Origin of the sequence: Pseudomonas sp. FP2338 (assembly GCF_030687515.1) — a bacterium.
GTDB classification, from domain to species: domain Bacteria; phylum Pseudomonadota; class Gammaproteobacteria; order Pseudomonadales; family Pseudomonadaceae; genus Aquipseudomonas; species Aquipseudomonas salomonii.
In genome coordinates this window covers 5866390-5892495 of the sequence record NZ_CP117436.1, presented here as the reverse complement: position 1 = coordinate 5892495, position 26106 = coordinate 5866390, and the positions used below count along the sequence as shown (strand labels likewise).

Here is a 26106-nt window from a genome sequence, read left to right as displayed (position 1 = left end):
GAATTTGTTGCAGCTTGAAGACGGCGGGCGCCTAGGCCGGTGTGCCGAGCAGCACATTGTTGGGTGAGAACTGCACCTGGACCGCTGCGCCTTCGACCGCATCCAGTGCCTTAAGCACGGCGGGCTGTGCCAGGGCGCATAAAACCTGGCCGCTGGGCAGGGTGATGCGCACTTCGCTGGGGCCGTCATCGGCGTCGAGAATCGTCTCGATCACACCGCTCATGCAATTGTGTCCAAGTGTTGCAGTCTGCCCGATGGTGAGCAATTCCAGCCATCCGGCCTTGATCAAGGCGACCACTTCAACGCCGTTCTCCAGCTCCAGCCGCTGCGTGCTGTCGTGAGTGATCTGCGCACTCAGGCTCAAGCCACCCGACAGTTGCAGGCGAATCAGGTCATTGCGGCCCTGGTGTTCGATGGCGCTGACCTGGCCGTGCAATTGGTTGCGCGCGCTGGTGCGCAGCATTAAGCGGCCGAGCAGGTTGAAGTCGCTCGCGTCTTCATCCGAACCCAGCACCTCGGCTTGCAGCACTTGCAGGCGTTGGTACAGGCGCAGCACCCGTTCACCTTCGGCCGTCAGCTTGGCGCCGCCGCCGCCTTTGCCGCCAACGCTGCGCTCCACCAACGGTTTTTGCGAGAGATTGTTCAGCTCGTCGATCGCATCCCATGCAGCCTTGTAACTCAGGCCGGCGCTCTTGGCCGCGCGGGTGATCGAACCCTGCTCGGCAATATGCGCCAGCAAGGCGATGCGCTGGGGACGGCGGATGATGTGTTGGCTGAGGGAGGTCGGCAGAGACATGTGGATACGCTTCGATAAGGTCAGCGGACGTTGCAGGCGCCGCGCACGCGAGTCAAGTCATGTACCCGGTTTTGGCGTGCGGGCCAGGCAGTACACATCGACCTGACGGGCACCGGCGGCCATCAACAGCCGGGCCAGGCTGTGGGCGGTGGCGCCGGTGGTGAGTACGTCGTCCACCAGCGCGAAGTGGCGGCCCTGCACCTGGGCGCCGGGCGCCAGCGCAAACGCCGTGAGCAGGTTGCGTAGGCGGGTTTTAGCATCGAGGTCTTGTTGCGCGACGGTTTCATGGGGGCGTAACAACAGGTGTTCATCGTGTGGGAGGTCGAGGTCTGCGCTGAGCCAGCGGGCCAACATCAACGATTGGTTGAAGCCGCGCTCACGCAGGCGCTTGCGCGCCATCGGCACCGGCAGCAGGCAGTCGGGACGGGTGAGTTCGGTGTTGTCGAAACGGTGTTGCAGATACTGCCCCAGCAAGCGTGCGAGCAGATGGCCCAGCGGCCAGCGCGACTGGTGTTTGAAGCGGCTGATAAGGGTGTCGACGGGGAAACTGTAGGTCCAGGGTGCGATCACCTGTTTATAGGCAGGCGGTTTTTTTTGGCAGGGGCCGCAGATCAAGCCCTCCATCGGCAGTGGCAGGGCGCACACCTCGCAGTGCTCCAACAGCCAGGGCAGCTCGATCTCGCAAACGTTGCACAGGTTGTGGCTGGAGTTTGTCGCTTCATCGCAGATTAAACAGGCCTGGTTGTTTTCTGACCAGATGTAAACCTGATGTTTGTATCCAAGTTGACAGTGCATGAATCTTCCTTAAATATGCCGAGCATCCGTGTCGTGACCGACTGTGGGTATTGCGGGTATTGCCGGTATTGCCCTTCCCACAGCGTAAGCCCAAGCATAATCAAGGAATCGCCCATGAGCGCCAGCACCTCTGCCACCCTGCGTCACGATTGGTCTTTAGCCGAAGTCAAAGCGCTGTTTGTGCAACCCTTCAATGACCTGTTGTTCCAGGCGCAGACCGTGCACCGCGCGCATTTCGACGCCAACCGCGTGCAGGTGTCGACCTTGCTGTCGATCAAAACCGGCGCCTGCCCGGAAGATTGCAAATATTGTCCGCAGTCGGGCCACTACAACACCGGCCTGGAAAAAGAAAAACTGATGGAAGTGCAGAAGGTCCTCGAAGAGGCGGCCCGCGCCAAGGCCATCGGCTCGACGCGCTTCTGCATGGGCGCCGCCTGGAAGCACCCGTCGGCCAAAGACATGCCCTACGTGCTGCAGATGGTCAAAGGCGTGAAGGCCATGGGCCTGGAAACCTGCATGACCCTCGGCCGTCTCGATCAGGACCAGACCGAAGCCCTGGCCGAGGCCGGCCTGGACTACTACAACCACAACCTCGACACCTCGCCGGAGTTCTACGGCAGCATCATCACCACCCGCACTTACGGCGAGCGCCTGCAAACCCTGGCTTACGTGCGTGATTCGGGGATGAAGATCTGCTCGGGCGGCATCCTCGGCATGGGCGAGTCCCTCGACGACCGCGCCAACCTGCTGATCCAACTGGCCAACCTGCCGGAGCATCCGGAGTCGGTGCCGATCAACATGCTGGTGAAGGTCGCCGGTACGCCGCTGGAAAACGCCGAAGACATCGACCCATTCGACTTTATCCGCATGCTCGCCGTGGCGCGCATCCTGATGCCGCAATCCCATGTGCGCTTATCGGCGGGTCGTGAGGCGATGAACGAGCAGATGCAGGCCCTGGCGTTTTTTGCCGGTGCCAACTCGATCTTCTACGGCGACAAGTTGCTGACCACCGCCAACCCGCAGGCCGACAAGGACATGCAACTGTTCTCGCGCCTGGGGATTTTGCCGGAAGCCCGTGAAGAGCACGCCGATGAAGTGCATCAGGCGGCGATTGAGCAGGCGTTGGTGGAGCAAAAGAGCAGCGAGCAGTTCTATAACGCGGTGGTTTAACGCCTCTCTCCACATTTGGAATGCAATCCAACTGTGGGAGCGGGCTTGCCTGCAATAGCGGTCTTTCAGACACATTGATACTGAATGTGCCGCCGTCATCGCAGGCAAGCCAGCTCCCACATGGAACTGTGTTCATCCACACGTACCGAGGCCTGCATGTCTTTTGATCTCGCCGCGCGCCTCGCTGCCCGCCGTGCCGAACACCTCTATCGCCAACGCCCTTTGCTTGAGAGCCCGCAAAGCCCGCAAGTGGTGGTGGATGGGCAACCGCTTTTGGCGTTCTGCAATAACGACTACCTGGGCCTGGCCAATCACCCGCAAGTGATCGAAGCCTGGCGCGCCGGTGCGTCCCGTTGGGGCGTGGGCGGTGGCGCTTCGCACCTGGTGATCGGCCATGCCACGCCGCACCATGAACTCGAGGAAGCGCTGGCCGACCTCACCGGGCGCCCGCGTGCGCTGCTGTTTACCACCGGCTATATGGCCAACCTGGGTGCGGTCACCGCGTTGGTGGGGCAGGGCGATACGGTGCTGGAGGACCGGCTCAACCACGCCTCGCTGCTGGATGCCGGCCTGCTGTCCGGGGCGCGTTTCAACCGCTATCTGCATAACGACGCCAGCAGCCTGGCCAAGCGCCTGGAGAAGGCTACCGGCAATACGTTGGTGGTCACCGATGGCGTGTTCAGCATGGACGGCAATCTGGCCGACTTGCCTGCGCTGGCCCGTGAGGCCCGCGCCAAAGGCGCCTGGTTGATGGTCGATGACGCCCATGGCTTCGGACCGTTAGGTGCTACGGGCGGCGGAATTGTCGAGCATTTCGGCTTGAGCCAGGAAGACGTGCCGGTATTGGTCGGCACCCTCGGCAAAGCCTTCGGTACCGCCGGAGCGTTTGTGGCGGGCAGTGAAGAGCTGATCGAAAGCCTGATCCAGTTCGCCCGGCCCTACATCTACACCACCAGCCAGCCACCGGCACTGGCCTGCGCCACCTTGAAAAGCCTGGAGCTGCTGCGCACCGAGCATTGGCGACGTGAGCACCTCAATGGCCTGATCCGCCAGTTCCGCCAGGGCGCCGAGCAGCTAGGCTTGCGCTTGATGGACAGCTTCACGCCGATCCAGCCGATCCTGATTGGCGACAGCGCCACCGCCATGCGTCTGTCGCAGATGTTGCGCGAGCGCGGCCTGATGGTGACGGCCATCCGTCCACCGACCGTGCCGGCCGGCAGTGCGCGTTTGCGCGTGACACTGACAGCGGCCCACAGCGCGGCGCAGGTGCAGCTATTGTTAAACGCATTGGAAACGTGTTTCCGGTTGCTAAGTATTACGGAGCCCGACCATGCGTGATCGACTGGTATTGCTGCCCGGCTGGGGGCTTGGCGTTTCACCGCTGGAGCCTTTGGCTGGCGCCTTGCAGGGCTTGGACGAACACCTGCAAGTGCATATCGAACCGTTGCCGGTGCTGGCTTCCAGCGATCTGGATGAGTGGCTCGACGAACTCGACGCCACGTTGCCGGACAATGCCTGGCTGGGCGGCTGGTCCCTGGGCGGCATGCTCGCCTCCGAGCTGGCGGCGCGGCGCGGCGAGCGTTGCTGCGGCCTGCTGACATTGGCGAGCAACCCGTGTTTTGTCGTCCATCAAGGCTGGCCCAGTGCGATGCCTGCCGAGACGTTCGATGCGTTCCTCGCGGGTTGCCACGCCGACTCTCAAGTCACCCTTAAACGTTTCGGTTTGTTATGCGCCAAAGGTGCCGAAGACCCGCGCGGGCTGTCGCGCCTGTTGGTCAGCGGGGCGCCGAATACGTCGTCGAGCGTATTGATGCCTGGCCTGGAACTGCTCGCTCAACTGGATACCCGCGCCGCTTTGCAGGCGTATCGCGGCCCGCAACTGCACCTGTTTGCGGGGCTGGACGGGTTGGTGCCCGCCGAAGCTGCGAGTGACCTGTTGGCCCTGCTGCCTGATGTAGAAATCGGCCTGATTGAACAGGCCGGTCACGCTTTTCTTCTGGAAGACCCTCACGGAGTAGCGGGGGCCATCCAGGCTTTTTTGCATGAGTGTGTTGATGACTGATTTATCCCAGCCGCCACTGCCGGGCGGCTTGCCGGACAAGCGCCAGGTGGCGGCCTCGTTTTCCCGCGCCGCCGCCAGTTACGACAGCGTCGCCGAATTGCAGCGCGCAGTCGGGCATGCGCTGTTGTCGCGCCTGCCCGCTGCCATCGCGCCCCGACGCTGGCTGGATGTGGGGTGCGGCACGGGTTATTTCAGCCGTGCGCTGGGCCAATTGCTGCCGGCAAGCCAAGGGGTGGCGCTGGATATCGCCGAAGGCATGCTCAGCCATGCGCGGCCTTTGGGTGGCGCGCAGCACTTTATCGCGGGTGATGCAGAACGCTTGCCGCTGGCAACTCAGAGCTTCGAGCTGCTGTTCTCCAGCCTCGCGGTGCAGTGGTGCGCAAATTTCGACGCGGTGCTCAGCGAGGCTTATCGCGTGCTGCAACCCGGTGGCGTGCTGGCATTTGCGAGCTTGTGCGTGGGCACCCTGGATGAGTTGCGCCAAAGCTGGCGTGCGGCGGATGGGCTGGTTCACGTCAACCGCTTTCGCACCTTCGAGGCTTACCAACAGCTGTGTGCCGCCAGCGGTTTACGGGTGCTGAGCCTGGAGCGCGAGCCTCACGTGCTGCATTACCCGGATGTGCGCAGCCTGACCCATGAGCTCAAGGCGTTGGGCGCACGTAACCTCAACCCCGGTCGGCCGGGAGGGTTGACGGGCCGCGCGCGGATTGTTGCACTGGTGCACGCTTACGAGCAGTTTCGTCAGGCCCAGGGCCTGCCCGCCACGTACCAAGTGGTGTACGCCGTACTGGAGAAACCTTTATGAGCGCCGCTTATTTCATCACCGGCACCGACACTGATGTCGGCAAAACCACCGTCGCCGCCGGGCTGCTGCATGCCGCGCGGCTGGCGGGTAAAAGCACCGCCGCCGGAAAGCCGGTGGCCTCAGGCTGCCAGGTCACCCCAAAAGGCTTGCGCAATGCCGACGCCTTGGCACTGCTGGCCGAATGTTCGCTGCCGCTGACCTATGCCGAGGTCAACCCGGTGGCCTTCGAGCCCGCGATTGCGCCGCACCTGGCCGCTCGGGAGGCCGGTGTGGCGCTCACAGTGCAATCATTGTTGAAACCGATGCAGCACATACTCGCGCAGCGCGCGGATTTCACCTTGATCGAAGGCGCGGGCGGCTGGCGAGTGCCGTTGGCCGATCAGGACAACCTGTCGGACCTGGCCATTGCGCTCAAGCTGCCGGTGATTCTGGTGGTGGGCGTGCGTCTGGGTTGTATCAGCCATGCGCTGCTGACCGCCGAAGCCATCGCGCGAGACGGTTTGCCGTTGGCGGGTTGGGTGGCGAATATCATCGATCCCAAGACCTCTCGTCTGGAAGAGAACCTCGCCACCCTGGCTGAGCGGTTGCCCGCGCCGTGCCTTGGACGCGTGCCAAAGCTCAAGCAGGCCAGCAGCAAAGCGGTGGCCGAATACCTGGAATTGGACCTGCTTGACTGATTTTGGCTATCGCTAAGGCATTATGCCATTAGTGTTTTTGACGGGCGTTTTGCCAGGATGTCTGCTTCAATTCAAGTTCACGATTCTCTAAAGGCAGGCTTACGCCATGGAAATCTCTGGAAGCAGCGCGTTTTATTCGGGGCTGAGCACCATTCAGGCCGGGCAGAACCGCGTCGACCAGGCCGCCGGCAAAATCGCCGGCGCCGCGACGACCCAGCCCTCGGATGCACAAAGTGATCGTCTGCAGGCCAACGATCGCGCCCAGCCGTCCAACTCGGCGAGCAACATGGTCGAAATGGCCCAAGGCAAATTCCAAGTGGAACTGGGCGCGAAAGTCGCCAAGGCTTCGGATGAAATGCTTGGCACCTTGATCGATACCTACGCTTAACTTTCTATCGGCACACGCCGGCTCTTCTGTGGGAGCTGGCTTGCCTGCGATAGCATCGACTCAATCCTCCTGATACACCGCGGCGCCTGTATCGCAGGCAAGCCAGCTCCCACACAAGCCCGCTCCCACATTGTCCTGATTCGCCCTCGCGAACTCCTACACTTTCAAATCACGTGGCATCCCGCCGCAGGCCTTGCCGTGCGTGGCATTGATGCGCGTCATGACAAACGGCGTCGGCGCGATGCTTGACAACCCCAGGTCGTAAACGTATGTTTCAAACACCTGTTTGACCGCCATAACAAATCCACGCGGTTGTTCATCCCAGATACATCAGCAGAGGTTTATCGCTATGCCTGACTACAAGGCCCCCTTGCGTGATATTCGCTTCGTTCGTGACGAACTGCTTGGTTATGAAGCGCACTATCAGAGCCTGCCGGCTTGCCAGGACGCTACCCCGGACATGGTTGACGCCATTCTTGAGGAAGGCGCCAAGTTCTGTGAGCAAGTGCTGGCACCGTTGAACCGCGTGGGTGACATCGAAGGGTGCACCTGGAGCGAGTCAGGCGTAAAAACCCCTACTGGTTTCAAAGAAGCCTACAAACAGTTCGTTGAAGGCGGCTGGCCAAGCCTGGCCCACGACGTGGAGCACGGTGGCCAAGGCCTGCCGGAATCCCTGGGCCTGGCTGTAAGCGAAATGGTCGGCGCCGCCAACTGGTCGTGGGGCATGTACCCTGGCCTGTCCCACGGTGCGATGAACACCATCTCCGAGCACGGCACCCCGGAACAGCAAGACGCTTACCTGACCAAGCTGGTTTCGGGTGAGTGGACCGGCACCATGTGCCTGACCGAGCCGCACTGCGGCACCGACCTGGGCATGCTGCGCACCAAGGCCGAGCCTCAGGCCGACGGTTCCTACAAAGTCTCCGGCACCAAGATCTTCATCTCGGCCGGTGAACACGACATGGCCGACAACATCGTCCACATCGTACTGGCCCGCCTGCCGGACGCACCGGCCGGCACCAAAGGTATTTCGCTGTTTATCGTGCCTAAATTCCTGCCGAACGCAGACGGTTCGATCGGCGAGCGCAACGCGGTGACCTGTGGCTCCCTGGAACACAAAATGGGCATCCACGGTAACGCCACCTGCGTGATGAATTTCGACGCGGCCACCGGTTTCCTGATCGGCCCGGCGAACAAAGGCCTGAACTGCATGTTCACCTTTATGAACACCGCTCGCCTGGGCACCGCGCTGCAAGGCTTGTCCCACGCTGAAATCGGCTTCCAGGGCGGCCTGAAATACGCTCGCGACCGCCTGCAAATGCGCTCCCTGACCGGCCCGAAAGCGCCAGACAAGGCCGCTGACCCGATCATCGTGCACCCTGACGTGCGCCGTATGTTGCTGACCATGAAAGCCTTCGCTGAAGGCAACCGTGCGATGGTGTACTTCACCGCCAAGCAAGTGGACATCGTCAAGTACGGCACCGACGACGAAGCCAAGAAGCAAGCTGACGGCCTGCTGGCGTTCATGACCCCAATCGCCAAGGCGTTCATGACCGAAGTCGGTTTTGAATCGGCCAACCACGGCGTGCAGATCTACGGCGGCCACGGTTTTATCGCCGAGTGGGGCATGGAGCAGAACGTGCGCGACAGCCGCATTTCGATGCTGTACGAAGGCACCACCGGCATCCAGGCACTCGACCTGCTGGGCCGTAAAGTGCTGATGACTCAAGGCGAAGCGCTCAAGGGCTTCACCAAGATCGTGCACAAGTTCTGCCAGGCCAACGAAGGCAACGAAGCCGTTAAGGAATTCGTTGCACCGCTGGCAGCACTGAACAAAGAGTGGGGCGAGTTGACCATGAAGGTCGGCATGGCCGCGATGAAGGACCGTGAAGAAGTCGGTGCCGCCTCGGTGGACTACCTGATGTACTCCGGCTACGCGTGCCTGGCTTACTTCTGGGCCGACATGGCACGCCTGGCTGCCGAAAAACTGGCTGCCGGCACCACCGAAGAGGCGTTCTACACCGCCAAGCTGCAGACTGCGCGCTTCTACTTCCAGCGCATCCTGCCGCGTACCCAGACCCATAAGGTCACCATGCTGTCGGGCGCCAACAACCTGATGGACATGAAAGAAGAAGACTTCGGCCTGGCTTACTGAGCCCAGCCGGTTCTCTTGAAAACCGCCGCTTCTTTTGGAAGCGGCGGTTTTTTTATGCGGCGATAAAAAACACAGCACAGCACTCAGGGATTGCGCCTGGCTGCCGTTACAGTGATGGCAATGTGATACAGGTCACATTGAATGTGCTTAACTGGTCTCAGTGAAGGCACTGTGCCATCTTTCTGGGCGGGTCGGAGCTTTACCCTTGTCACGCGTGTCCGCTGTACGTTTCAGTCATTTTCTTCCTTCGTTACTGCTATTGATGGCCGGGCTCTCGGCTGCGTATGTCAAAGACCTCAGCGTGTTCTTCACCTCGTTGTTCAATGTGCTGCCGACCTTGGTGCTGTTGCTCGGCGGCGCGTACTGCGCGGTGTATCGGCGCCAGCGTGAGCTGTTCTTGATGATCACGGTGTACGTCGTTTACTTTCTGCTCGACACCCAGACCGACTACTACCGCGACAACGGCCGCGTGCGCGAAGACGCCGCCGTGGTGTTCCATCTGTGTTGCTTGCTGTTGCCCCTGCTGTTCAGCATCTACGCGCTGTGGCAGGAGAAAACCCATCTGTTCCGCGACTTCGTGGCGCGCTGTGCCGTGCTCTTTGCGTTTGTCAGCGTGGCCCTGGCACTTGAACAGAGCTTTCCCCAAGCCTTGCTGAGCTGGCTGGCGGAGATTCGCTGGCCGGCGCTGCATGGCAGTTGGATGAGCCTGATCCAGCTGTCGTACCCGATGTTCCTGATGGGTTTTGTCACCCTGGCGGCGCAGTACTGGTATCAGCCGCGGCCCTTGCACGCGGCGCAACTGGTGGGTTTGCTGGGGCTGTTCTGGATGTTGCCGCAAACGTTCATCCTGCCGTTCACCCTGAACATCATGTGCAGCCAGGTAATGCTGATGATTGCCGCTGGCGTGGCGCACGAGGCTTATCAGATGGCCTTCCGGGATGAGCTCACCGGCTTGCCGGGGCGGCGCGCGCTCAATGAACGCATGCAGCGGCTGGGGCGCAATTACGTGTTGGCGATGAGTGACGTCGATCACTTCAAGCGCTTTAACGACACCCACGGCCACGATGTCGGTGACCAGGTGCTGCGGCTGGTGGCCAGCAAATTGTCGAAGGTCAATGGCGGCGGGCGCGCCTATCGTTATGGCGGGGAAGAGTTTGCCGTGGTGTTCGCCGGCAAGACGTTGGACGAGTGCATGCCGCACCTGGAAGAGATCCGCGAGATTATCGCCAACTACGACATCAAACTGCGCAACCCGGACCGCCCCCACGATGACCAACAGGGCCGCCAACGCCGGGCGGGCAGTGGCGCCTCGAGTGTGTCGGTGACGGTCAGCATCGGCGTGGCCGAGCGCCAGGCCGAACAGCGCACGCCCGAAGAAGTGCTCAAGTGCGCCGACCAGGCGCTCTACGCCGCCAAGGGCGCCGGGCGTAACTGCGTGGTCGCTTCCGGCCAGAACCGCCGTGGCGCGGTGCGCATGGAGAGCGCTGCCGGTTGAGTGATGGCGGTGTATTCAGCGGTTCTACAGTGATTGTTCGGGGCGGTGGCCGGCAGTAGGTTGAAGGTATCTGCTGCCGGAGACATTGCCATGCCTGAGTACAAAGCTCCCCTGCGCGACATGCGCTTTCTGATCGACAACGTGTTTGATTTTCACGGCCACTACGCCGCGTTAGGCGCGACCGACGCAAGCCCCGATATGGTCAGCGCGATCCTCGAAGAAGGCGCCAAATTTTGCGAAAACGTGCTGTCGCCGCTCAACCGCAGTGGCGATGAAGAAGGCTGCCACTTCGACAACGGTGTGGTCACCACGCCCAAGGGCTTCAAGGAAGCCTTTGCCCAATACGTGGAAGGCGGCTGGCATGGCGTGGCGGCGGACCCGGCCTACGGTGGCCAAGGCCTGCCGCTGTCACTGGGGCTGGTGCTCAGCGAGATGATCGGCTCCAGCAACACCTCCTGGGGCATGTACCCAGGTCTCACCCACGGCGCCATGTCGGCGATCCACGCCCACGGCACCGAGGAGCAGAAAGCCACGTTCCTCAGCAAACTCACCGCCGGCGAATGGACCGGCACCATGTGCCTCACCGAAGCCCATTGCGGCACTGACTTGGGCCTGATCAAGACCCGCGCCGTGCCCCAGGCGGATGGCAGTTACGCGGTCACCGGCAGCAAGATCTTCATCTCGGCCGGCGAGCACGACCTGAGCGCCAATATCATTCACTTGGTGCTGGCCAAACTGCCGGACGCACCGGCGGGCACCAAGGGCATCTCGTTGTTTATCGTGCCCAAGTTCCACGCTGATTCAGGCGAGCGCAACGCGGTGCACTGCGGTTCCATCGAGCACAAGATGGGCATCAAGGCCTCGGCCACCTGCGTGCTGAACTTCGACGGCGCCAAGGGCTTTTTGATTGGCGAGGCGAACAAGGGCCTCAATTGCATGTTCACCATGATGAACCACGTGCGCCTGGGCACTGGCATGCAGGGTTTGTGCAATGGTGAGGCGAGTTTCCAGGGCGCGATCAAATACGCCAATGACCGCCTGCAAATGCGCTCGTTGACCGGCGCCAAGGCCCCGGATAAAGCCGCCGACCCGATTATCGTGCACGCCGACGTGCGGCGCATGTTGCTGACCATGAAGGCCTTCAACGAAGGCAATCGGGCGCTGACCTACTTCACTGCCCAACTGCTCGACACCGCGCACTTGAACAGCGATGCCGCCCAACGCCAGGAGGCCGAAGACCTGTTGGCGTTCCTTACGCCTATCTGCAAAGCCTTTATGACCGAAACCGGGCTGGAGGTGACCAACCACGGTATGCAGGTGTTCGGCGGCCACGGCTACATTCGCGAATGGGGCATGGAGCAACTGGCGCGTGATGCGCGGATTGCGCCGATCTATGAAGGCACCAATGGCATTCAGGCCCTCGACTTGCTGGGCCGTAAAGTGCTGGGCAGCCAGGGCAAGCTGCTGCGCGGGTTTACCAAGCTTGTGCATAAGTTCTGCGTGGCGAATGCCGAGCACCCGCAGCTCAAGGCCCATGTTGAGCAGCTCAACCAACTGAACCAGCAATGGGGCGAGCTGACGATGAAGGTCGGCATGGCCGCCATGAAAAACCCGGATGAGGTGGGCGCGGCGGCGGTGGATTACTTGATGTACAGCGGTTACATCATTCTGGCGTACCTGTGGTTGCGCATGGCCATTGCGGCGCAGTCGCATGACGACGCCGAGTTTGCCCAGGCCAAATTGGCCACCTGCGATTTTTACTTCAAGCGCCTGTTGCCGCGTACTGCAACGCACCGCGCCGCCGTGGAGGCGGGCAGTGAGTGCCTGATGAGTTTGCCGGCGCAGTTGTTTGCCCTGTAAAGGCGATTGATTCACCGCAGTCAAAATGTGGGAGCTGGCTTGCCTGCGATGGCATCAACTCGGTGTAACTGATGTACCGAGGTGTCTGCATCGCAGGCAAGCCAGCTCCCACATTAGCTCTTTGTGTGACCCGAAAATACCTGCTGGTCACTAACAGACCCTATGTGTCTCAAATGTTGTTCGGGTACACTCGGAGCCTGTAAAACCGATCCTATCGAATCACTTTTCCTGTTCTCACGAGGTTTGCCATGGCTGATTACAAAGCGCCGCTGCGTGATATGCGCTTCGTCCTCAACGAAGTTTTTGAGGTCGCCAGCACCTGGGCCCAATTGCCGGCATTGGCAGACACCGTAGATGCCGAAACCGTTGAGGCGATCCTTGAGGAAGCCGGCAAGGTCACGGCCAAATCCATCGCGCCGCTCAGCCGTAATGGCGACGAGCAAGGTTGCCGTTGGGCGGACACTGCCGTCAGCACGCCAGATGGTTTCCCACAGGCTTATAAGACCTACGCCGAAGGTGGCTGGGTGGGCGTAGGCGGCGACCCGATCTTCGGCGGCATGGGCATGCCCAAGGCAGTCTCGGCCCAGGTTGAAGAGATGATCAACTCGTCGAGCCTGGCGTTTGGCCTGTACCCGATGCTGACCTCCGGGGCCTGTGTTTCCATCAACACCCACGCCAGCGAAGAACTCAAGGCCACCTACCTGCCGAAAATGTATTCGGGTGAGTGGGCAGGTTCCATGTGCCTGACGGAAGCGCACGCCGGGACCGACCTGGGCATTATCCGCACCAAGGCTGAGCCTCAAGCGGACGGGTCCTACACCATCAGTGGCACCAAGATCTTTATCACCGGCGGCGAGCATGACCTCACCGACAACATCATCCACCTGGTGCTGGCCAAGCTGCCGGATGCGCCGGCCGGGCCAAAGGGCATCTCGCTGTTTCTGGTGCCGAAGTTCATGGTCAATGCCGACGGCAGCCTGGGCGCGCGTAACCCGGTGAGCTGTGGCTCGATTGAACACAAAATGGGTATCCAGGCGTCTGCGACCTGCGTGATGAACTTCGATGAAGCCGTGGGTTACCTGGTGGGCGAGCCGAACCGTGGCTTGGCGGCGATGTTCACCATGATGAACTACGAGCGTTTGGGCGTGGGTATCCAGGGCCTGGCGTCGGGCGAGCGCTCCTACCAGAACGCGATTGAATACGCGCGTGACCGTCTGCAAAGCCGTTCGCCGACCGGCGCCCAGTCCAAGGACAAAGTGGCCGACCCGATCATCGTGCACCCGGATGTGCGCCGCATGTTGCTGACCATGAAAGCGTCGAACGAAGGCGGTCGCGCGTTCTCCACCTACGTGGCCACCCAATTGGACATCGCCAAGTTCAGTGACGACGCTGCCGCCCGCGAACGTGCGGACAACCTGGTGGCGTTGCTGACACCTGTTGCCAAAGCCTTCCTCAGCGACCTAGGCCTGGAAACCACCGTGCTCGGCCAGCAGATCTTTGGCGGCCACGGCTACATCCGCGAGTGGGGCCAGGAGCAGTTGGTGCGTGATGTGCGCATCACCCAGATCTACGAAGGCACCAACGGCATTCAGGCGCTGGACTTGATGGGGCGCAAGATCGTCGGCAGCGGCGGGGCGTTCTACACCTTGTTTGCTGACGAGATCCGCCAGTTCATCGCGGCTTCAGGCGCCGAACTGGGTGAGTTCACCCGACCGCTCAGCGCTGCGGTGGATAACCTGGATGAGTTGACCGCCTGGGTACTGGACCGCGCCAAAACCAACCCGAATGAAATCGGCGCGGCTTCGGTTGAGTACCTGCACGCCTTTGGCTACATGGCCTATGCCTATATGTGGGCACGCATGGCCAAGGCCGCGTTGGGCAAAGAGGCGCAAGAAGACTTCTACGCCAGCAAGCTGGGCACCGCGCGCTTCTACTTTGCCCGCCTGCTGCCGCGTATTCATTCGCTGAGTGCGTCGGTAAAAGCCGGTAGCGAATCATTGTTTTTGCTGGATGAAGCACTGTTCTAAGGGCTTGGAGGGCGTGTAAGCATTCTCTTACATGACGTGCTGCTATTCGTCCTCTATCGCCAAATTGGATCCACGGATAATCTACTTCACATGGACGTCGCGCAGGAAGCGCAAAGCAACAACACGGACACGTAGGATTCTGCCAGGACGGCGGAGTGAAATGGATGTCAGGGAAACAGTCTGCAAAGCCCCGCTTCGGCGGGGTTTTCTTTTGCCCGCGAAAAAGTCAGGCACTTGCCTGCGGGGCATTCATCACGTCTTCCAGCAAGGTGCGCAACAACGCCACCGTCGCTTGCTGGCGCTGGACGTCGCGGCACACCAGGCCCACTTTCAGCGGCACTCTTGGTTCACTCAAAGGCTTCCACAGCAGCGCCTTGCTGTTGTGCTCATCCTGGGAGCGCCCCGGCAATACAGTGGCGAGCTGGGTATGGGGCAGGCTGTCGAGAATCCCGACCATCGTATTCAACTCCGCCTGCACCTGAGGCCGTCGTCCTAAATTGGATAACTGGCCTTGCCAGATCTGCCGCACCTGAAACTCTTCCCCCAACAGCAGCATTGGCAACTCAGCCGCCTGTTTCAGCGAGACTTTCTTGAACTCCCGCAGAGGATGGTCTTCGGGGATGACCACCTTCAGTTCATCTTCGTACAGCAACACACCGGTTAACCCCGGCTGACGGGGTGGTAAGTAGCTGATGCCGATATCCAACGAGCCGTTAAGCAAACGCCGCTCGATTTCAAGCCCGGTCAATTCATAGATCTGCACCACCAGGTGCGGCTGGGCTTTGCGCACGCGCTCGAGCATCTGCGGAACCAGGCTGGTGTGCACGGTTTGCAGCACGCCAATGGCCAAGGTGCGCATCGCCTGGCCCTTGAAGTTGCGCAACGCCTCGACGGCTTGCTGCATACCATCGATGAGCGGCAACGCATGGTTGTACAAGGTGTGTGCTGCCAGTGTCGGCAACAGGCGCTTGCTGCTGCGCTCGAACAGGCTCACATCCAGGTTCTGTTCCAACTGGCGAATCTGTTGTGACAAGGCTGGTTGCGAGATCGACAGGCGCTCCGCAGCACGGCCCACGTGGCCTTCCTCATACACCGCGACGAAATAACGCAGTTGCTTGAAATCCATAAGACTTACTTATCGAAAAAGCTGGAAAATCGAAATGGCCGATGGCCCCTCGGGGGCCTAGTCTAGCGCCTATTCGCAGGGCTTACAGGGCCGGATCGGGCAATGAATAGCGTTTATGTTGATGGCGTTTACATAGGCAAGGCAAAAAACCTCAAGGGTGTGTTTGTACGGGGCATCGACCAAGGTCCGGTTGCTATTGGGGGTGAGCTGTGAATCTGTTTCGTCGCCCTGCGCCGAGCCTGGACGATTTGATCGTGGATGCGCGCCATGACGGCTCGAGTACATCCCTGATGCCGACTGTGGCAAGACCCGCTCAGGTGTTTGTGCGTGGCCAGGGCTCCTGGCTGTGGGACAGCGACGAGCGCGCCTACCTGGATTTCAGCCAGGGCAGCGCCGCCAACAGCCTTGGCCATAGCCCGCAGGTATTGATCAAAGCCCTGGCCGATCAGACTCATATGCTGATCAACCCTGGCAACGGCCTGCACAACCGCGCCCAACTGAACCTCGTCGACCGGCTGTGCGACCACACCGGCAGCGGCCAGGGTTACTTGCTCAACAGCGGCTCGGAAGCCTGTGAAGCCGCGATTAAACTGGCGCGCAAATGGGGCCAGCTGTATCGCGGTGGTGCCTATCGCATTATCAGCGCCAGCGGCGGTAGTCATGGGCGAAGCTTTGCGGCAATGGCAGCCTCGGCGAGTGCCGGCGGCAACCGTTTTGAGCCGCACCTGCCGGGTTTCAGCCATGTCCCCTTCAACGACTTGCCGGCGTTGCACGCGGCCGTCGATGCCCAAACGGTTGCCATCATGTTGGAGCCGATCCAGAGTGAAGCTGGCGTTATTCCTGCTACCGAGCACTATTTGAAGGGGGTCGAGCGGCTGTGCCGGGAACTGGGGATCCTGCTGATCCTCGATGAAGTGCAAACCGGCATGGGTCGTTGCGGCAGCCTGCTGGCCGAACAACAGTACGGCGTGCGTGCCGACATCATCACCCTCGGCAAAGGCCTGGGTGGCGGTGTGCCGCTGGCGGCGTTGCTGGCGCGCGGCAAGGCCTGTTGTTTCAAAGTGGGGGACTTGGCGGGGACGCATCACGGCAATGCCCTGATGGCGTCTGCTGGTGTTGCCGTACTCGACACCGTGCTGGAAAGCGGTTTTATTGAACAGGTACGCGAATCCGGCCTGTACCTGGGACAAGGCCTTGCCCGGTTGGCCTATCGATACGGCCATGGGCAACTACGCGGCAACGGACTGCTGTGGGGCCTGACACTGTCAGATGATTCTGCGGATGCTGTGGTAAAGGCCGCATTGCACGAAGACCTGATCCTTATTGCCCCGCAACCCGACTGTTTGCGTTTTACTCCAGCCTTGAACGTGAGCAAAAGCCACATCGACGAAATGCTCCTGCGCCTGGCGCGCGCATTCTCCCGCGTGCGTACCGCCCAACTGCAATGTCGCAAAGGCATCGCCGTTTAACCTCTTATTCCTGAACCGTCTCGCGGCATACGCGGCGCCTCCAGCCTGATTCTTTTGGCTGGGGGCGTTTTTTTGTCTGCTCACTTCAGGATGGCCCAACGCCAGATCCCACTGAACCCTCACGAACGCCCAAGGTCGATTAGCTACACGGCTTACACGAGCCGATTTTTTGGAGCTTACCCATGGACATCATTCGTATCATCATCGCCATTCTGCTGCCGCCATTGGGTGTGTTCCTGCAAGTGGGTTTCGGCGGGGCGTTCTGGCTGAACATCCTGCTGACCCTGTGCGGTTACTTCCCCGGCATCATCCACGCGGTGTACATCATCGCCAAGCGCTGAGGCCGTCAGCCTTTTGCGATGAACCGTGAATTGCGCTCGTTGCGAAAGGCCAACTGCTCGATGGTCTGTGTGGCATGCTCGGCTTCTTCCCGCGCCTTGAGGATGATGCCGTGCTGCTCAGACTTGCTGCACACCGGGTCGGCATTGCTCGCATCGCCCGTGAGCATGAACGCCTGGCAACGGCAGCCGCCAAAGTCCTTTTCCTTTTCATCGCATGAACGGCACGGCTCGGGCATCCAGTCGTAGCCGCGAAAGCGGTTGAAGCCAAACGAGTCGTACCAGATGTGCTGCATGCTGTGGTCGCGCACATTGGGAAATTGCACTGGCATCTGTCGGGCGCCGTGGCAAGGCAGGGCGGTGCCGTCCGGTGTGACTGTCAGAAAAATACTGCCCCAGCCGTTCATGCAGGCTTTTGGGCGTTCTTCGTAGTAATCGGGTGTCACGAAGATCAGCTTGCACGGGTGGCCTTCGGCTTCGAGTTTGGCGCGGTACTCGTTGGTGATGCGTTCGGCGTGTACCAGTTGTTCCCGGGTCGGCAGCAAGCCCACACGATTGAGCTGCGCCCAGCCGTAGAACTGGCAAGTGGCGAGTTCGACGAAGTCTGCCTCCAGGGCAATGCACAATTCGATAATGCGATCGATCTTGTCGATATTGTGCCGATGGGTAACGAAATTCAGCACCATCGGGTAGCCGTGGGCCTTTACCGCGCGGGCCATTTCCAGCTTTTGCGCGAAGGCTTTTTTCGAGCCGGCCAGCAGGTTGTTCACCTGCTCATCGCTGGCCTGGAAACTGATCTGGATATGGTCGAGGCCCGCCTTCTTGAAGTCGCTGATCTTCTGCTCGGTAAGGCCGATGCCAGAAGTGATGAGGTTGGTATAGAAACCCAGCTTGCGCGCCTCGGCGATCAGTTCGGCAAGGTCCTGGCGCACCAGCGGTTCACCGCCGGAAAACCCCAGCTGCGCAGCGCCCATTTCCCGCGCTTCGCGAAACACCTTCATCCACTGCTCGGTGCTCAGCTCTTTACCCTGCTCGGCAAAATCCAGCGGGTTGGAGCAATACGGGCACTGCAACGGGCAGCGGTAAGTCAGCTCGGCAAGCAACCACAGTGGCAGGCCAATCGGTGGCTTTTCAGGCAAGTTCGATCCAGTGCTCAGCACGGGCGACCTCCATGAAATCCTCAATGTCTTTACCGAGTTCAGGCACGCCGGGGAATTGTTTATCCAGCTCGGCGATGATGGCGGCCACGTCGCGCTCGCCGTCGATCAGCCCGCCGATCAAGGCGGCGCTGTCGTTGAGCTTGATCATGCCTTCGGGGTAGAGCAGCACATGGCCTTTTTGCGCCGGTTCGTACTGGTAGCGATAGCCCTGGCGCCAGCTCGGAGTTTTGCTGCGATCAAAGCTCATAGGGTGATCCCTTTATGCCAGACCCGCTGCTCAGTCACGCTGTGATACGGCGGGCGTTTAAGTTCGTAGGCCATGCTCATGGCATCCAGCATGCTCCATAGAATGTCGAGTTTGAACTGCAGAATTTCCAGCATGCGTGCCTGGCCTTCGCGGGTGGTGTAGTGCTGCAGCGTGATCGCCAAACCATGTTCCACATCACGACGCGCCTGGCCTAAACGCGTACGGAAATACTCATAACCGGCCGGGTCGATCCACGGGTAGTGCTGCGGCCAGCTGTCGAGGCGCGACTGGTGGATCTGCGGTGCGAACAGTTCGGTCAGCGAGCTGCTGGCGGCTTCCTGCCAGCTGGCGCGGCGGGCAAAGTTGACATAGGCATCCACCGCAAACCGTACGCCGGGCAGCACCAGCTCCTGGGAGCGCAACTGGTCGGGGTCGAGGCCGACGGCCTGGCCCAAGCGCAACCAGGCTTCAATACCGCCGTCTTCACCGGGCGCGCCGTCGTGGTCGAGCAGGCGCTGGATCCACTCGCGGCGGACCTCGCGGTCGGGGCAGTTGGCCAGGATCGCGGCGTCTTTGAGCGGGATGTTCACCTGATAGTAGAAACGGTTGGCGACCCAGCCCTGGATCTGCTCGCGGGTGGCGCGGCCTTCGTACATCGCCACGTGATACGGGTGATGGATATGGTAGAACGCGCCCTTTGCCCGCAGGGCGGCTTCGAACTCGGCGGTGGTCAACGGTGTGTCAGTCACTTCGTCTGCTCCTACAATTCAATGCTCATGCCGTCGTAAGCCACTTCGACATTGCGCCGCACCAGCTCGGCGCGCTCGGGGGAGTCTTCGTCGAGGATCGGGTTGGTGTTGTTGATGTGGATAAGCACCTTGCGCTGCTTGGGTAGCTGCTCCAGTACTTCGAGCATGCCACCGGGGCCGTTCTGCGCCAGGTGGCCCATCTCGCGGCCGGTGCGGGTGCCGACGCCACGGCGCTGCATTTCATCGTCGTCCCACATCGTGCCGTCCACCAGCAGGCAGTCGCTGCCTGCCATGATTTCCAGCAGCGGCGCATCGACTTTGCCCAGGCCCGGCGCATAGAACAGCTTGCCGCCGGTGCGCAGGTCTTCGACGATCAGGCCGATGTTGTCGCCTGGGTGCGGGTCGAAGCGGTGCGGCGAGTAGGGCGGTGCGGCGCTGCGCAAGGGCAGCGGGGTGAAGCGCAGGTTCGGGCAGGCCGGGATCGTGAAGCTGGCGTCCAGCTCGATACGGTTCCAGGCCAGGCCGCCGTTCCAGTGGGTCAACATGGTGAACAGCGGGAAACCGGTGCTGAGGTCATCATGGACCATGTCGGTGCACCACACCTGATGCGGGCAACCTTCGCGCAAGCTCAAGAGACCGGTGGTGTGATCGATCTGGCTGTCCATCAGGATGATTGCGCTGATGCCGGTATCGCGCAGGGCACGACCGGGTTGCATTGGCGCAAAGCCTTGCAGTTGCGCACGGATATCCGGCGAAGCATTGCACAGCACCCAGTTCACGCCATCGTCGGAGATCGCGATGGACGACTGGGTACGCGCCTGGGCGCGCAGGCTGCCGTCGCGAAAGCCTGCGCAGTTCACGCAGTTGCAGTTCCACTGCGGGAAGCCACCGCCGGCGGCGGAACCTAGAATCTGGACAAACATGATTGCTCCATCACGCAAAGCTCAAAACAAAAACGCCCCGGGCGAACCGAGGCGTTGTATTACTCAGCCAATCAACGGCTGGCGAAGTACATGGTGACTTCGAAACCGATACGCAGATCAGTGTAAGCGGGTTTGGACCAGGTCATATTCATACTCCTACCAAGGGATGGGACGTTCACTACCAAGTAATACATATAGTCCACCTCCTATCGGAGATGTTCAGATATTGCGTATGAATATTACGCAATTCTTTTCAAGTTAGCGCTGTCTTGACGGAAAAAGCCTGTTGCAGGGTTGGCAACGATCAGCCTGCCGGTTGCCAGGAATCGTTGATTCGCGGGCCGTTGGCCACACAGCGCCAGCCGCCTGAGGCATCGTTGAGCTGCTGGGCGGCGCGCTGCAGATCCTCGCGTGTGCGGTTTTGTATCAACTGTTGTAGTTGGTCAAGATAACCCGTCGGGTGGCCCGCCAACTGCGCCTGCCACAGCAGCTCGGCGGCTTGGCTGAGCGGCAGTTGCTGGGCACTGAATTGCTGCGCCAGGGCCTGGTTGCCCAGGTCTGGGCTGTGGTCGATTAACGTCGGTAGCTGCTTCAGAAAGGTCTGCAGGTGATCGACGATCCCGCTCAGTGAAACGCTGGGGGACTGCACGCCAAACAGCAGCCCGGTGTGCCCGTTGATCTGTCGGATACCGCTGAATACGGCGTAACCAATTTGCAGCTCGACCCGCAGACGCTGGTAAAACGGCCCGTGCAGCAGATGACCAAGCAGTCGCCACGCGGCTTCGTCGGCCAAGGTTGGCGTCGGCGCTGGGCAAAACAGCAGCAAAGCGGCTTCGTTGGCGTCTGTTTTCACCCTGTGCCAGAGCTTCTGGCCGTCGAGGGTTGGCGGTGTGTGCTCGATACTTGCCGCCTGCCCAGGCAGCCGCGCTGCGGAGGTTTTGATCGCGGCTTCACAAGCGGCCGGTAGCCCAAAGCCGAGCCCATGCCATCGAGCAGTCGCCCATGACACTGGCCCGGAGTGAGTGCCGCTGCAGCAAGTCGGCAGCGCCTTGAGCAACTCTCGGATGGCGATCATGGGAGTCGCGGCGGGTGCGGCTTCCGTCGGTTGGCTTAAGCGCTGCGCCAAGGCTTCCAGCACTGCCGGCATCGGTTCGTGAAGACCTATCATCTTCACCAACCATTCATTGCCGATCGTTTCGAAAGACAACTCAACACCCGCCTGACGAGCGTTCTCGCGCAGCGTCTGCAACCCGTGCTCCAGTCCTGCGGGCGCTGCGTTATCAAACCGCCATTGCAGATACAGCGCGCCTTCATCGGTGTCATCCGCCAATGCCTGGCTGAAGGTCAGCCCCGACACTTCCTGACGGCCTCGGGAGCGGTCCTGGGCGAAGGTGCGCAAACCGCGGTGGGCGCTGGTCTGGCCACGGATCAGCCCAGCGCGTTGTTCTTTGGCAGCTGGACGCAGGAACGGGTTGCTGGGCGGCAACTGCCAAGGGTGTTCGGACGGTTTAAGGTGCAGCGAATCAAGCAGCTCTTTCAGTGCGGCAGCGCCTTGTTCCGACAGGTCTTCACGTTCATTTCGCACCACTGCCAGTGCGCTTTGGATCTGTTGCTGGCGTACGTTCAGCAAAGCGAACTCTTCGCGTAAAGGCGTCCAATCGCTGTGTGCGAAAAAGCCCAGCCAGTCGTGCAGCAACGCTTCGATTTGCGTAGCCGAATCGCCTTGAGTATCGAGGGTAAAGTCGATATCCAATACGGCTTGCCGGGCAAACGCATAAAGCACGGTCGCCTGCATGGCATTGGCCAGTTTTCGTGCTTTCAGCTCGGCCAGCAAACCACCCGGCGCCGCAGCGTTGAGCCAGGTGCAGAGAAACTCCAGTGCTTGGCGAGGCGCGTCACAGGTAATGACGTGGTGCAGGTGATTATTGGCGACGTGTTGATAGCCCCGCGCGTGGCCTGGCATCAATGCTGGCGGTGCGGTTTGGGGGCGCAGAAGGCCAGGGGTCAATTCATCGCTGAAACGCTGGGCCAACGCTCGCAGTTCTTCCAGCGACTGCGGGCCGGCAATACTCAACGTCATCTGCCCGCTCTGATAGAACGCGTTGTGAAACTCCCGCAGTGCCTGCTGAAATGCCTCACGTTCCACATGCAGGCTATCCCGATTACCGGCGTGAAAACCGCGCAGCGGATGGTCCGCCGCCAAGCCTTCCAGCAGCGCAACCTGCTGCTGCGCCTGGGCATCCTGCGACCAGGCTACAAACTCCGCCTGTAGCACTTCGCGCTCACGCAGTTGGTCTTCAATCGTCAGGCGCGGATGGGTCAACATATCCGCCAGCCGCTCGAGCCCACCGGCAAAGGTCGGCACCGGCAATTCAAAGAAGAAGTCCGTGGTGCGCTCGCGGGTGCTGGCGTTGACCTGCCCACCCTGGCGCTGTACGTAATCCATCAAGCCTTCGCTTGTGGGAAAACGCGCGGTGCCGAGAAACAGCAAATGCTCAAGAAAATGCGCCAAGCCCGGCCACGCCAATGGCACGTCATGGCTGCCGGCGGCTACGCGCAACATGGCAGCGCAACGCTTCAGGCGCGGCGCGTGACGCAAGGAAACCCGCAGGCCGTTGGCCAGGGTCAAGTCAAGGTGATGAGGGTGGGCCGGCGCAGGCATGGGCACTTCCGAAACATAGAATGTGCCTATGCTAACAAACCGGCTGGTTCAGGGCTTGTGCAGCGCGCCGTACAACTCTGGGCGACGGTCTTGCAGGTAATGATTGGCCGCGCGGGCATCCAGGATCGATTGGCGATCCAGTGTACCGACGATCAACGCTTCATCCAGCCCCGCCAGGGCAATTCGCTGGCCATTGGGCGCAGCAATACTGCTTTGCCCGCAGTACTGAATCTCGCCTTCGTGCCCGCAGTAGTTGGCGTAGGCCACATAGCACTGGTTTTCAAAGGCCCGCGCCCGTACGGTCACGTCGGCAACAAAGTCGAACGGCACCATATTGGCCGTCGGCACCAGGATCACCTCGGCGCCGGCCAGGGCCAGGCGGCGGGTGTTTTCCGGGAACTCCAGGTCGTAGCAAATCAGAAACCCGAGCTTCCAGCCGTTAAGCTCCACCAGCGGGAAATCATCTTCCCCGGCGCTGAACATCGAGTGGTCCAGGTCGCCAAACAGATGAGTCTTGCGGTAGTTGCACAGGCGCTGGCCCCGGGCATCGATCAACTGCACAGCGTTGTAGATCTGCCCGTCCTCAGCCCGCTCCGGGTAACCGTAGAGGATTGCCAAACCAGCGCTTTTGGCCAGTTCGGCAATCGCCTGTGCCGACGGCCCATCCTGTGCTTCGGCGAGTGCACCCACCGCTTCCGCGCCAATGTTGTAGCCGCTGAGGAACATCTCCGGCAGCACCAGCACGTCGGCACCGGTGGCCTCATGCGCCAATTGATGCAGGCGCTTGAGGTTGCCGGCCACATCCAGCGGCAGCGGTGGGCATTGGTACAGGGCGACACGCATGCTTAACTCCTTAATCGGCCAGGGCGATCGGGCCGATTTCGTCAAAGACATCACCTGGGCCCGGGTTTTCGGGGTGAGTGCTGCCGCCGAAGTGGGTCATGATGCCCCACACCGCATTCAGCGAGGTTTGCACCGCGCCCTCGACCCACGCAGGCGTCCAGGATACGTCGTCACCGGCGATAAAAATCCCACGCTGTTCGGCGGGCATGTCCTTCTGCATAAAGTGCGCATACATGCGCTGGTTGTAGCGATAGTGGCCGGGCAACGCGCCTTTGAAGGCACCGAGGAAATGCGGGTCGGCTTCCCAGGACACGGTGATCGGGTCGCCGATGATGCGTGCCTTGATATCGACTTTCGGGTAGATCTTTTTTAGCGCGTCGAGGGCCAGTTTCACCCGCTTGTCGATGGGCTGCGGGAGCATTTTCAGCGCGTCGCTCATCCACGAGTACGACAGGCAAATCACGCCTGGCTTGTCGTCACCGTTGTCGAACAGATAGGTACCACGGGTGAGGCGATCGGTGAGGGTCATGCTCATCAGGTCGCGGCCGGTCTCCGGGTCCTTGTCTTTCCAGAACGGGCGGTCGACCATCACGAAGGTCTTGGACGATTGCATGTAGCGCGTGCGGTCGAGGGCCATCCACATTTTTTGTGAAAACAGGGTTTCGTCGCATTCGATCTGGGTGGTCAGCAGCCAGCTTTGGCAGGTAGTCAGCACGGCGGCGTATTCGCGGGTGTCACCGTAGTTGTCGGTTACCGCAAAGCGGCCATCGGCAGCGTGGGCGATGCGCTTTACCCCCGCCCGTGGCGCACCGCGATGCAAGGAGCTGAGGCTGGTGCCGGCGGGCCAGTGGGCGCAACGCTCCGGCACATGGCGCCAGATGCCCATGGGCACTTGCGCTACGCCGCCAACCACCAGGTGCTGGTGATCGTCGCAGTTGGTCATCACCACGCGGAAGATTTCCAGCATCGAGTTGGGGAAGTCCGAGTCCCAACCGCCCGTGCCGAAACCCACCTGGCCAAACACTTCGCGGTGCGCGAACGACAGTTTGGCGAACGCCTTGGACGTGGCGACGAAGTCATAGAAGGTGCGGTCGTCCCACAGCGGTACCAGCTTGTTCCACAGCGCTTTGAGGCGCGGCACGTCGCGATCGCGAATGGCTTGCTGGATATCACCGAACTGCGAGCCGGCCTCCAGCGCATCCGCCCAGGCATCGGCAACTTCCTGGAATAGCACCGGCAGGTCCGAGAGTTTCTGCGCGTAGTGAGTCTGGCCTTCGAGGTCGACCACGGTGCTGCCGGAAGCCGGTGTCAGCGGGTTGGGAAAGGGTTTGGTCTCCAGGCCCAGCTTGTCCACATAGTGGTAGAACGCGGTGGACGACACCGGAAAACGCATGCCGCCCAGCTCGGCGATGATGCCTTCGGCGCCTTCAAAGGCCTGGGAGCGCAAACGCCCGCCCATCTTCGAGGCCTCATACACCACCGGCTTGAGCCCCAGCTTCATCAGCTCGTAGGCCGCCACCAGACCTGCGATCCCTGCACCCACAATCGCCACTTCCGCGCCATGGTTGGCCGCAGGAATACTGCCCAGGCCGGCCGGGTGTTCGATCCAGTCATCAAAGGCAAACGGAAAATCCGGGCCAAAGATGGTAATAGGTTTTTTACCGTCGGCGGGATGGCGATTGGTCTTGCTGATGGTGCTGGACGGAATGCTCATGGCTGACCTTACTGACGACTCGGCGGGATTCGACCCGTTGAGTATAGGAAAAGATGGCAGCCAGTTTAGGGAGCGTAGCGTTCGTTATTAAGACGCAATGTGTCGTCGGAATGGATTGTTTTTAGTCAGAATGACGAAGTGACTGGTCAAACTGGCTGGCCACGGTCCAATTTGTTACTGAGGATGATCGACGTGGTGGTTTTCTCTACGCCCTCGACACTGCCGATCTGGTCCAGCAACTGGTCCAGCTGTTCCGGCGAATCAGTGCGCAGCCAAGCCACGTAATCAAACTCGCCACTCACCGCACACAACTGCTGCACCTGCGCCATGGCGCTCAGCCTGCGCAGCACTTCCTTGCCCGAACGCGCATGAACGGTAATGCCGACATACGCCTGCAACCCCCCATCGACCACACGCTGCCCGAGGCGCACGCCATAACCGGTGATCACCTGGGTTTTCTCCAGACGCGCCAGGCGCGACGTCACCGTGGTGCGCGCAATGCCCAGCTGCCGAGCGAGCATGGCTACGCTTTCGCGGGCGTTGATCTGCAAGGCGGCGATCAGTTGGCGATCGATTTCGTCGAGGGCGGGCAAGGGTGGGGCTCCGGTGCGAGGTGCAGTGGGCGGATATGTTACAGGCTTGTGT

The 26106-nt window shown here is 60.9% G+C and carries 25 protein-coding genes; 12 read left to right on the top strand and 13 right to left on the bottom strand.

The features are described from left to right. Positions 1–31 precede the first annotated feature (31 nt). Positions 32–796, bottom strand: a complete 765-nt coding sequence (locus PSH96_RS26770) for a TOBE domain-containing protein (protein WP_305456199.1) — start codon at positions 794–796, stop codon at positions 32–34. A gap of 57 nt (positions 797–853) precedes the next feature. Further along, positions 854–1591, bottom strand: coding sequence for a ComF family protein (locus tag PSH96_RS26765; protein ID WP_305456197.1), 738 nt, complete (start codon positions 1589–1591; stop codon positions 854–856). A 114-nt stretch (positions 1592–1705) separates the two neighbouring features. Between PSH96_RS26765 and bioB the strand changes: the two genes are divergently transcribed. The 6 genes from bioB to PSH96_RS26735 all read left to right on the top strand — a co-directional run bounded on the left by bioB (position 1706) and on the right by PSH96_RS26735 (position 6693). Beyond that, positions 1706–2761, top strand: a complete 1056-nt coding sequence (gene bioB / locus PSH96_RS26760; RefSeq protein WP_305456195.1) for a biotin synthase BioB — start codon at positions 1706–1708, stop codon at positions 2759–2761. A 156-nt stretch (positions 2762–2917) separates the two neighbouring features. Beyond that, the gene (bioF, locus tag PSH96_RS26755; RefSeq protein WP_305456193.1) at positions 2918–4099 is read left to right on the top strand and encodes an 8-amino-7-oxononanoate synthase; all 1182 of its coding nucleotides are present in this window, start codon (positions 2918–2920) and stop codon (positions 4097–4099) included. Beyond that, positions 4092–4823 carry an alpha/beta fold hydrolase gene (locus PSH96_RS26750; RefSeq protein ID WP_305456191.1) on the top strand — a complete coding sequence of 244 codons (732 nt, stop codon included), beginning with the start codon at positions 4092–4094 and terminating at the stop codon, positions 4821–4823. The genes bioF and PSH96_RS26750 overlap by 8 nt, the downstream gene beginning before the upstream one ends. Then, positions 4816–5628 (top strand): malonyl-ACP O-methyltransferase BioC, encoded by an 813-nt coding sequence (gene bioC / locus PSH96_RS26745; protein ID WP_305456188.1) that lies wholly within the window; start codon positions 4816–4818, stop codon positions 5626–5628. Before PSH96_RS26750 ends, bioC begins: the two co-directional genes overlap by 8 nt. After that, a complete protein-coding gene (gene bioD / locus PSH96_RS26740; RefSeq protein ID WP_305456186.1) occupies positions 5625–6305 on the top strand; it encodes a dethiobiotin synthase in 681 nt (226 codons plus the stop codon). The genes bioC and bioD overlap by 4 nt, the downstream gene beginning before the upstream one ends. A gap of 106 nt (positions 6306–6411) precedes the next feature. Next, complete coding sequence (locus PSH96_RS26735) at positions 6412–6693, top strand: hypothetical protein (protein ID WP_017138029.1); 282 nt, start codon at positions 6412–6414, stop codon at positions 6691–6693. Positions 6694–6849: 156 nt separating this feature from the next. Here the strand turns inward: PSH96_RS26735 and PSH96_RS26730 are convergent, their stop codons facing one another. Beyond that, complete coding sequence (locus tag PSH96_RS26730) at positions 6850–6990, bottom strand: hypothetical protein (protein WP_305456183.1); 141 nt, start codon at positions 6988–6990, stop codon at positions 6850–6852. Between the two features lie 52 nt (positions 6991–7042). Here PSH96_RS26730 and PSH96_RS26725 point away from each other — a divergent pair, with 52 nt between their 5' ends. The 4 genes from PSH96_RS26725 to PSH96_RS26710 all read left to right on the top strand — a co-directional run bounded on the left by PSH96_RS26725 (position 7043) and on the right by PSH96_RS26710 (position 14230). Next, positions 7043–8848: a phenylacyl-CoA dehydrogenase gene (locus PSH96_RS26725; RefSeq protein WP_056857826.1), complete on the top strand. Its 1806-nt coding sequence runs from the start codon at positions 7043–7045 to the stop codon at positions 8846–8848. 205 nt (positions 8849–9053) lie between these two features. Continuing rightward, positions 9054–10343: a diguanylate cyclase gene (locus PSH96_RS26720; RefSeq protein ID WP_305456181.1), complete on the top strand. Its 1290-nt coding sequence runs from the start codon at positions 9054–9056 to the stop codon at positions 10341–10343. Between the two features lie 90 nt (positions 10344–10433). After that, a complete protein-coding gene (locus PSH96_RS26715; protein ID WP_305456179.1) occupies positions 10434–12203 on the top strand; it encodes an acyl-CoA dehydrogenase C-terminal domain-containing protein in 1770 nt (589 codons plus the stop codon). A gap of 248 nt (positions 12204–12451) precedes the next feature. Then, the gene (locus PSH96_RS26710; protein WP_305456177.1) at positions 12452–14230 is read left to right on the top strand and encodes an acyl-CoA dehydrogenase C-terminal domain-containing protein; all 1779 of its coding nucleotides are present in this window, start codon (positions 12452–12454) and stop codon (positions 14228–14230) included. Positions 14231–14456: 226 nt separating this feature from the next. Here PSH96_RS26710 and PSH96_RS26705 read toward each other — a convergent pair whose 3' ends face one another. Further along, entirely contained in the window at positions 14457–15356 is a 900-nt protein-coding gene (locus PSH96_RS26705; RefSeq protein ID WP_065929400.1) for a LysR family transcriptional regulator, read from the bottom strand. A gap of 209 nt (positions 15357–15565) precedes the next feature. On the opposite strand from PSH96_RS26705, the gene PSH96_RS26700 reads away from it, so the two are divergent. Both PSH96_RS26700 and PSH96_RS26695 read left to right on the top strand, forming a co-directional pair. Beyond that, positions 15566–16825: an aspartate aminotransferase family protein gene (locus PSH96_RS26700; RefSeq protein WP_305456175.1), complete on the top strand. Its 1260-nt coding sequence runs from the start codon at positions 15566–15568 to the stop codon at positions 16823–16825. 182 nt (positions 16826–17007) lie between these two features. Beyond that, positions 17008–17166: a YqaE/Pmp3 family membrane protein gene (locus PSH96_RS26695; protein ID WP_003194776.1), complete on the top strand. Its 159-nt coding sequence runs from the start codon at positions 17008–17010 to the stop codon at positions 17164–17166. A 5-nt stretch (positions 17167–17171) separates the two neighbouring features. Here the strand turns inward: PSH96_RS26695 and pqqE are convergent, their stop codons facing one another. The 9 genes from pqqE to PSH96_RS26650 all read right to left on the bottom strand — a co-directional run bounded on the left by pqqE (position 17172) and on the right by PSH96_RS26650 (position 26054). Continuing rightward, a complete protein-coding gene (pqqE, locus tag PSH96_RS26690; protein WP_370694318.1) occupies positions 17172–18302 on the bottom strand; it encodes a pyrroloquinoline quinone biosynthesis protein PqqE in 1131 nt (376 codons plus the stop codon). Continuing rightward, the gene (gene pqqD, locus PSH96_RS26685) at positions 18295–18570 is read right to left on the bottom strand and encodes a pyrroloquinoline quinone biosynthesis peptide chaperone PqqD (RefSeq protein WP_069787025.1); all 276 of its coding nucleotides are present in this window, start codon (positions 18568–18570) and stop codon (positions 18295–18297) included. The genes pqqE and pqqD overlap by 8 nt, the downstream gene beginning before the upstream one ends. Further along, positions 18567–19319 (bottom strand): pyrroloquinoline-quinone synthase PqqC, encoded by a 753-nt coding sequence (pqqC, locus tag PSH96_RS26680; protein ID WP_305456170.1) that lies wholly within the window; start codon positions 19317–19319, stop codon positions 18567–18569. The genes pqqD and pqqC overlap by 4 nt, the downstream gene beginning before the upstream one ends. Before the next feature lie 11 nt (positions 19320–19330). Then, entirely contained in the window at positions 19331–20242 is a 912-nt protein-coding gene (pqqB, locus tag PSH96_RS26675; protein ID WP_305456168.1) for a pyrroloquinoline quinone biosynthesis protein PqqB, read from the bottom strand. 71 nt (positions 20243–20313) lie between these two features. Further along, positions 20314–20388 (bottom strand): pyrroloquinoline quinone precursor peptide PqqA, encoded by a 75-nt coding sequence (gene pqqA, locus PSH96_RS26670; RefSeq protein WP_003194766.1) that lies wholly within the window; start codon positions 20386–20388, stop codon positions 20314–20316. 158 nt (positions 20389–20546) lie between these two features. Beyond that, the gene (gene pqqF / locus PSH96_RS26665) at positions 20547–22904 is read right to left on the bottom strand and encodes a pyrroloquinoline quinone biosynthesis protein PqqF (protein WP_305456166.1); all 2358 of its coding nucleotides are present in this window, start codon (positions 22902–22904) and stop codon (positions 20547–20549) included. 48 nt (positions 22905–22952) lie between these two features. Next, positions 22953–23747, bottom strand: coding sequence for a carbon-nitrogen hydrolase family protein (locus tag PSH96_RS26660; RefSeq protein ID WP_305456164.1), 795 nt, complete (start codon positions 23745–23747; stop codon positions 22953–22955). Positions 23748–23757: 10 nt separating this feature from the next. Continuing rightward, the gene (locus PSH96_RS26655; RefSeq protein ID WP_065929487.1) at positions 23758–25440 is read right to left on the bottom strand and encodes an NAD(P)/FAD-dependent oxidoreductase; all 1683 of its coding nucleotides are present in this window, start codon (positions 25438–25440) and stop codon (positions 23758–23760) included. A 167-nt stretch (positions 25441–25607) separates the two neighbouring features. Next, complete coding sequence (locus PSH96_RS26650; RefSeq protein WP_305456162.1) at positions 25608–26054, bottom strand: Lrp/AsnC family transcriptional regulator; 447 nt, start codon at positions 26052–26054, stop codon at positions 25608–25610. Positions 26055–26106 lie beyond the last annotated feature (52 nt).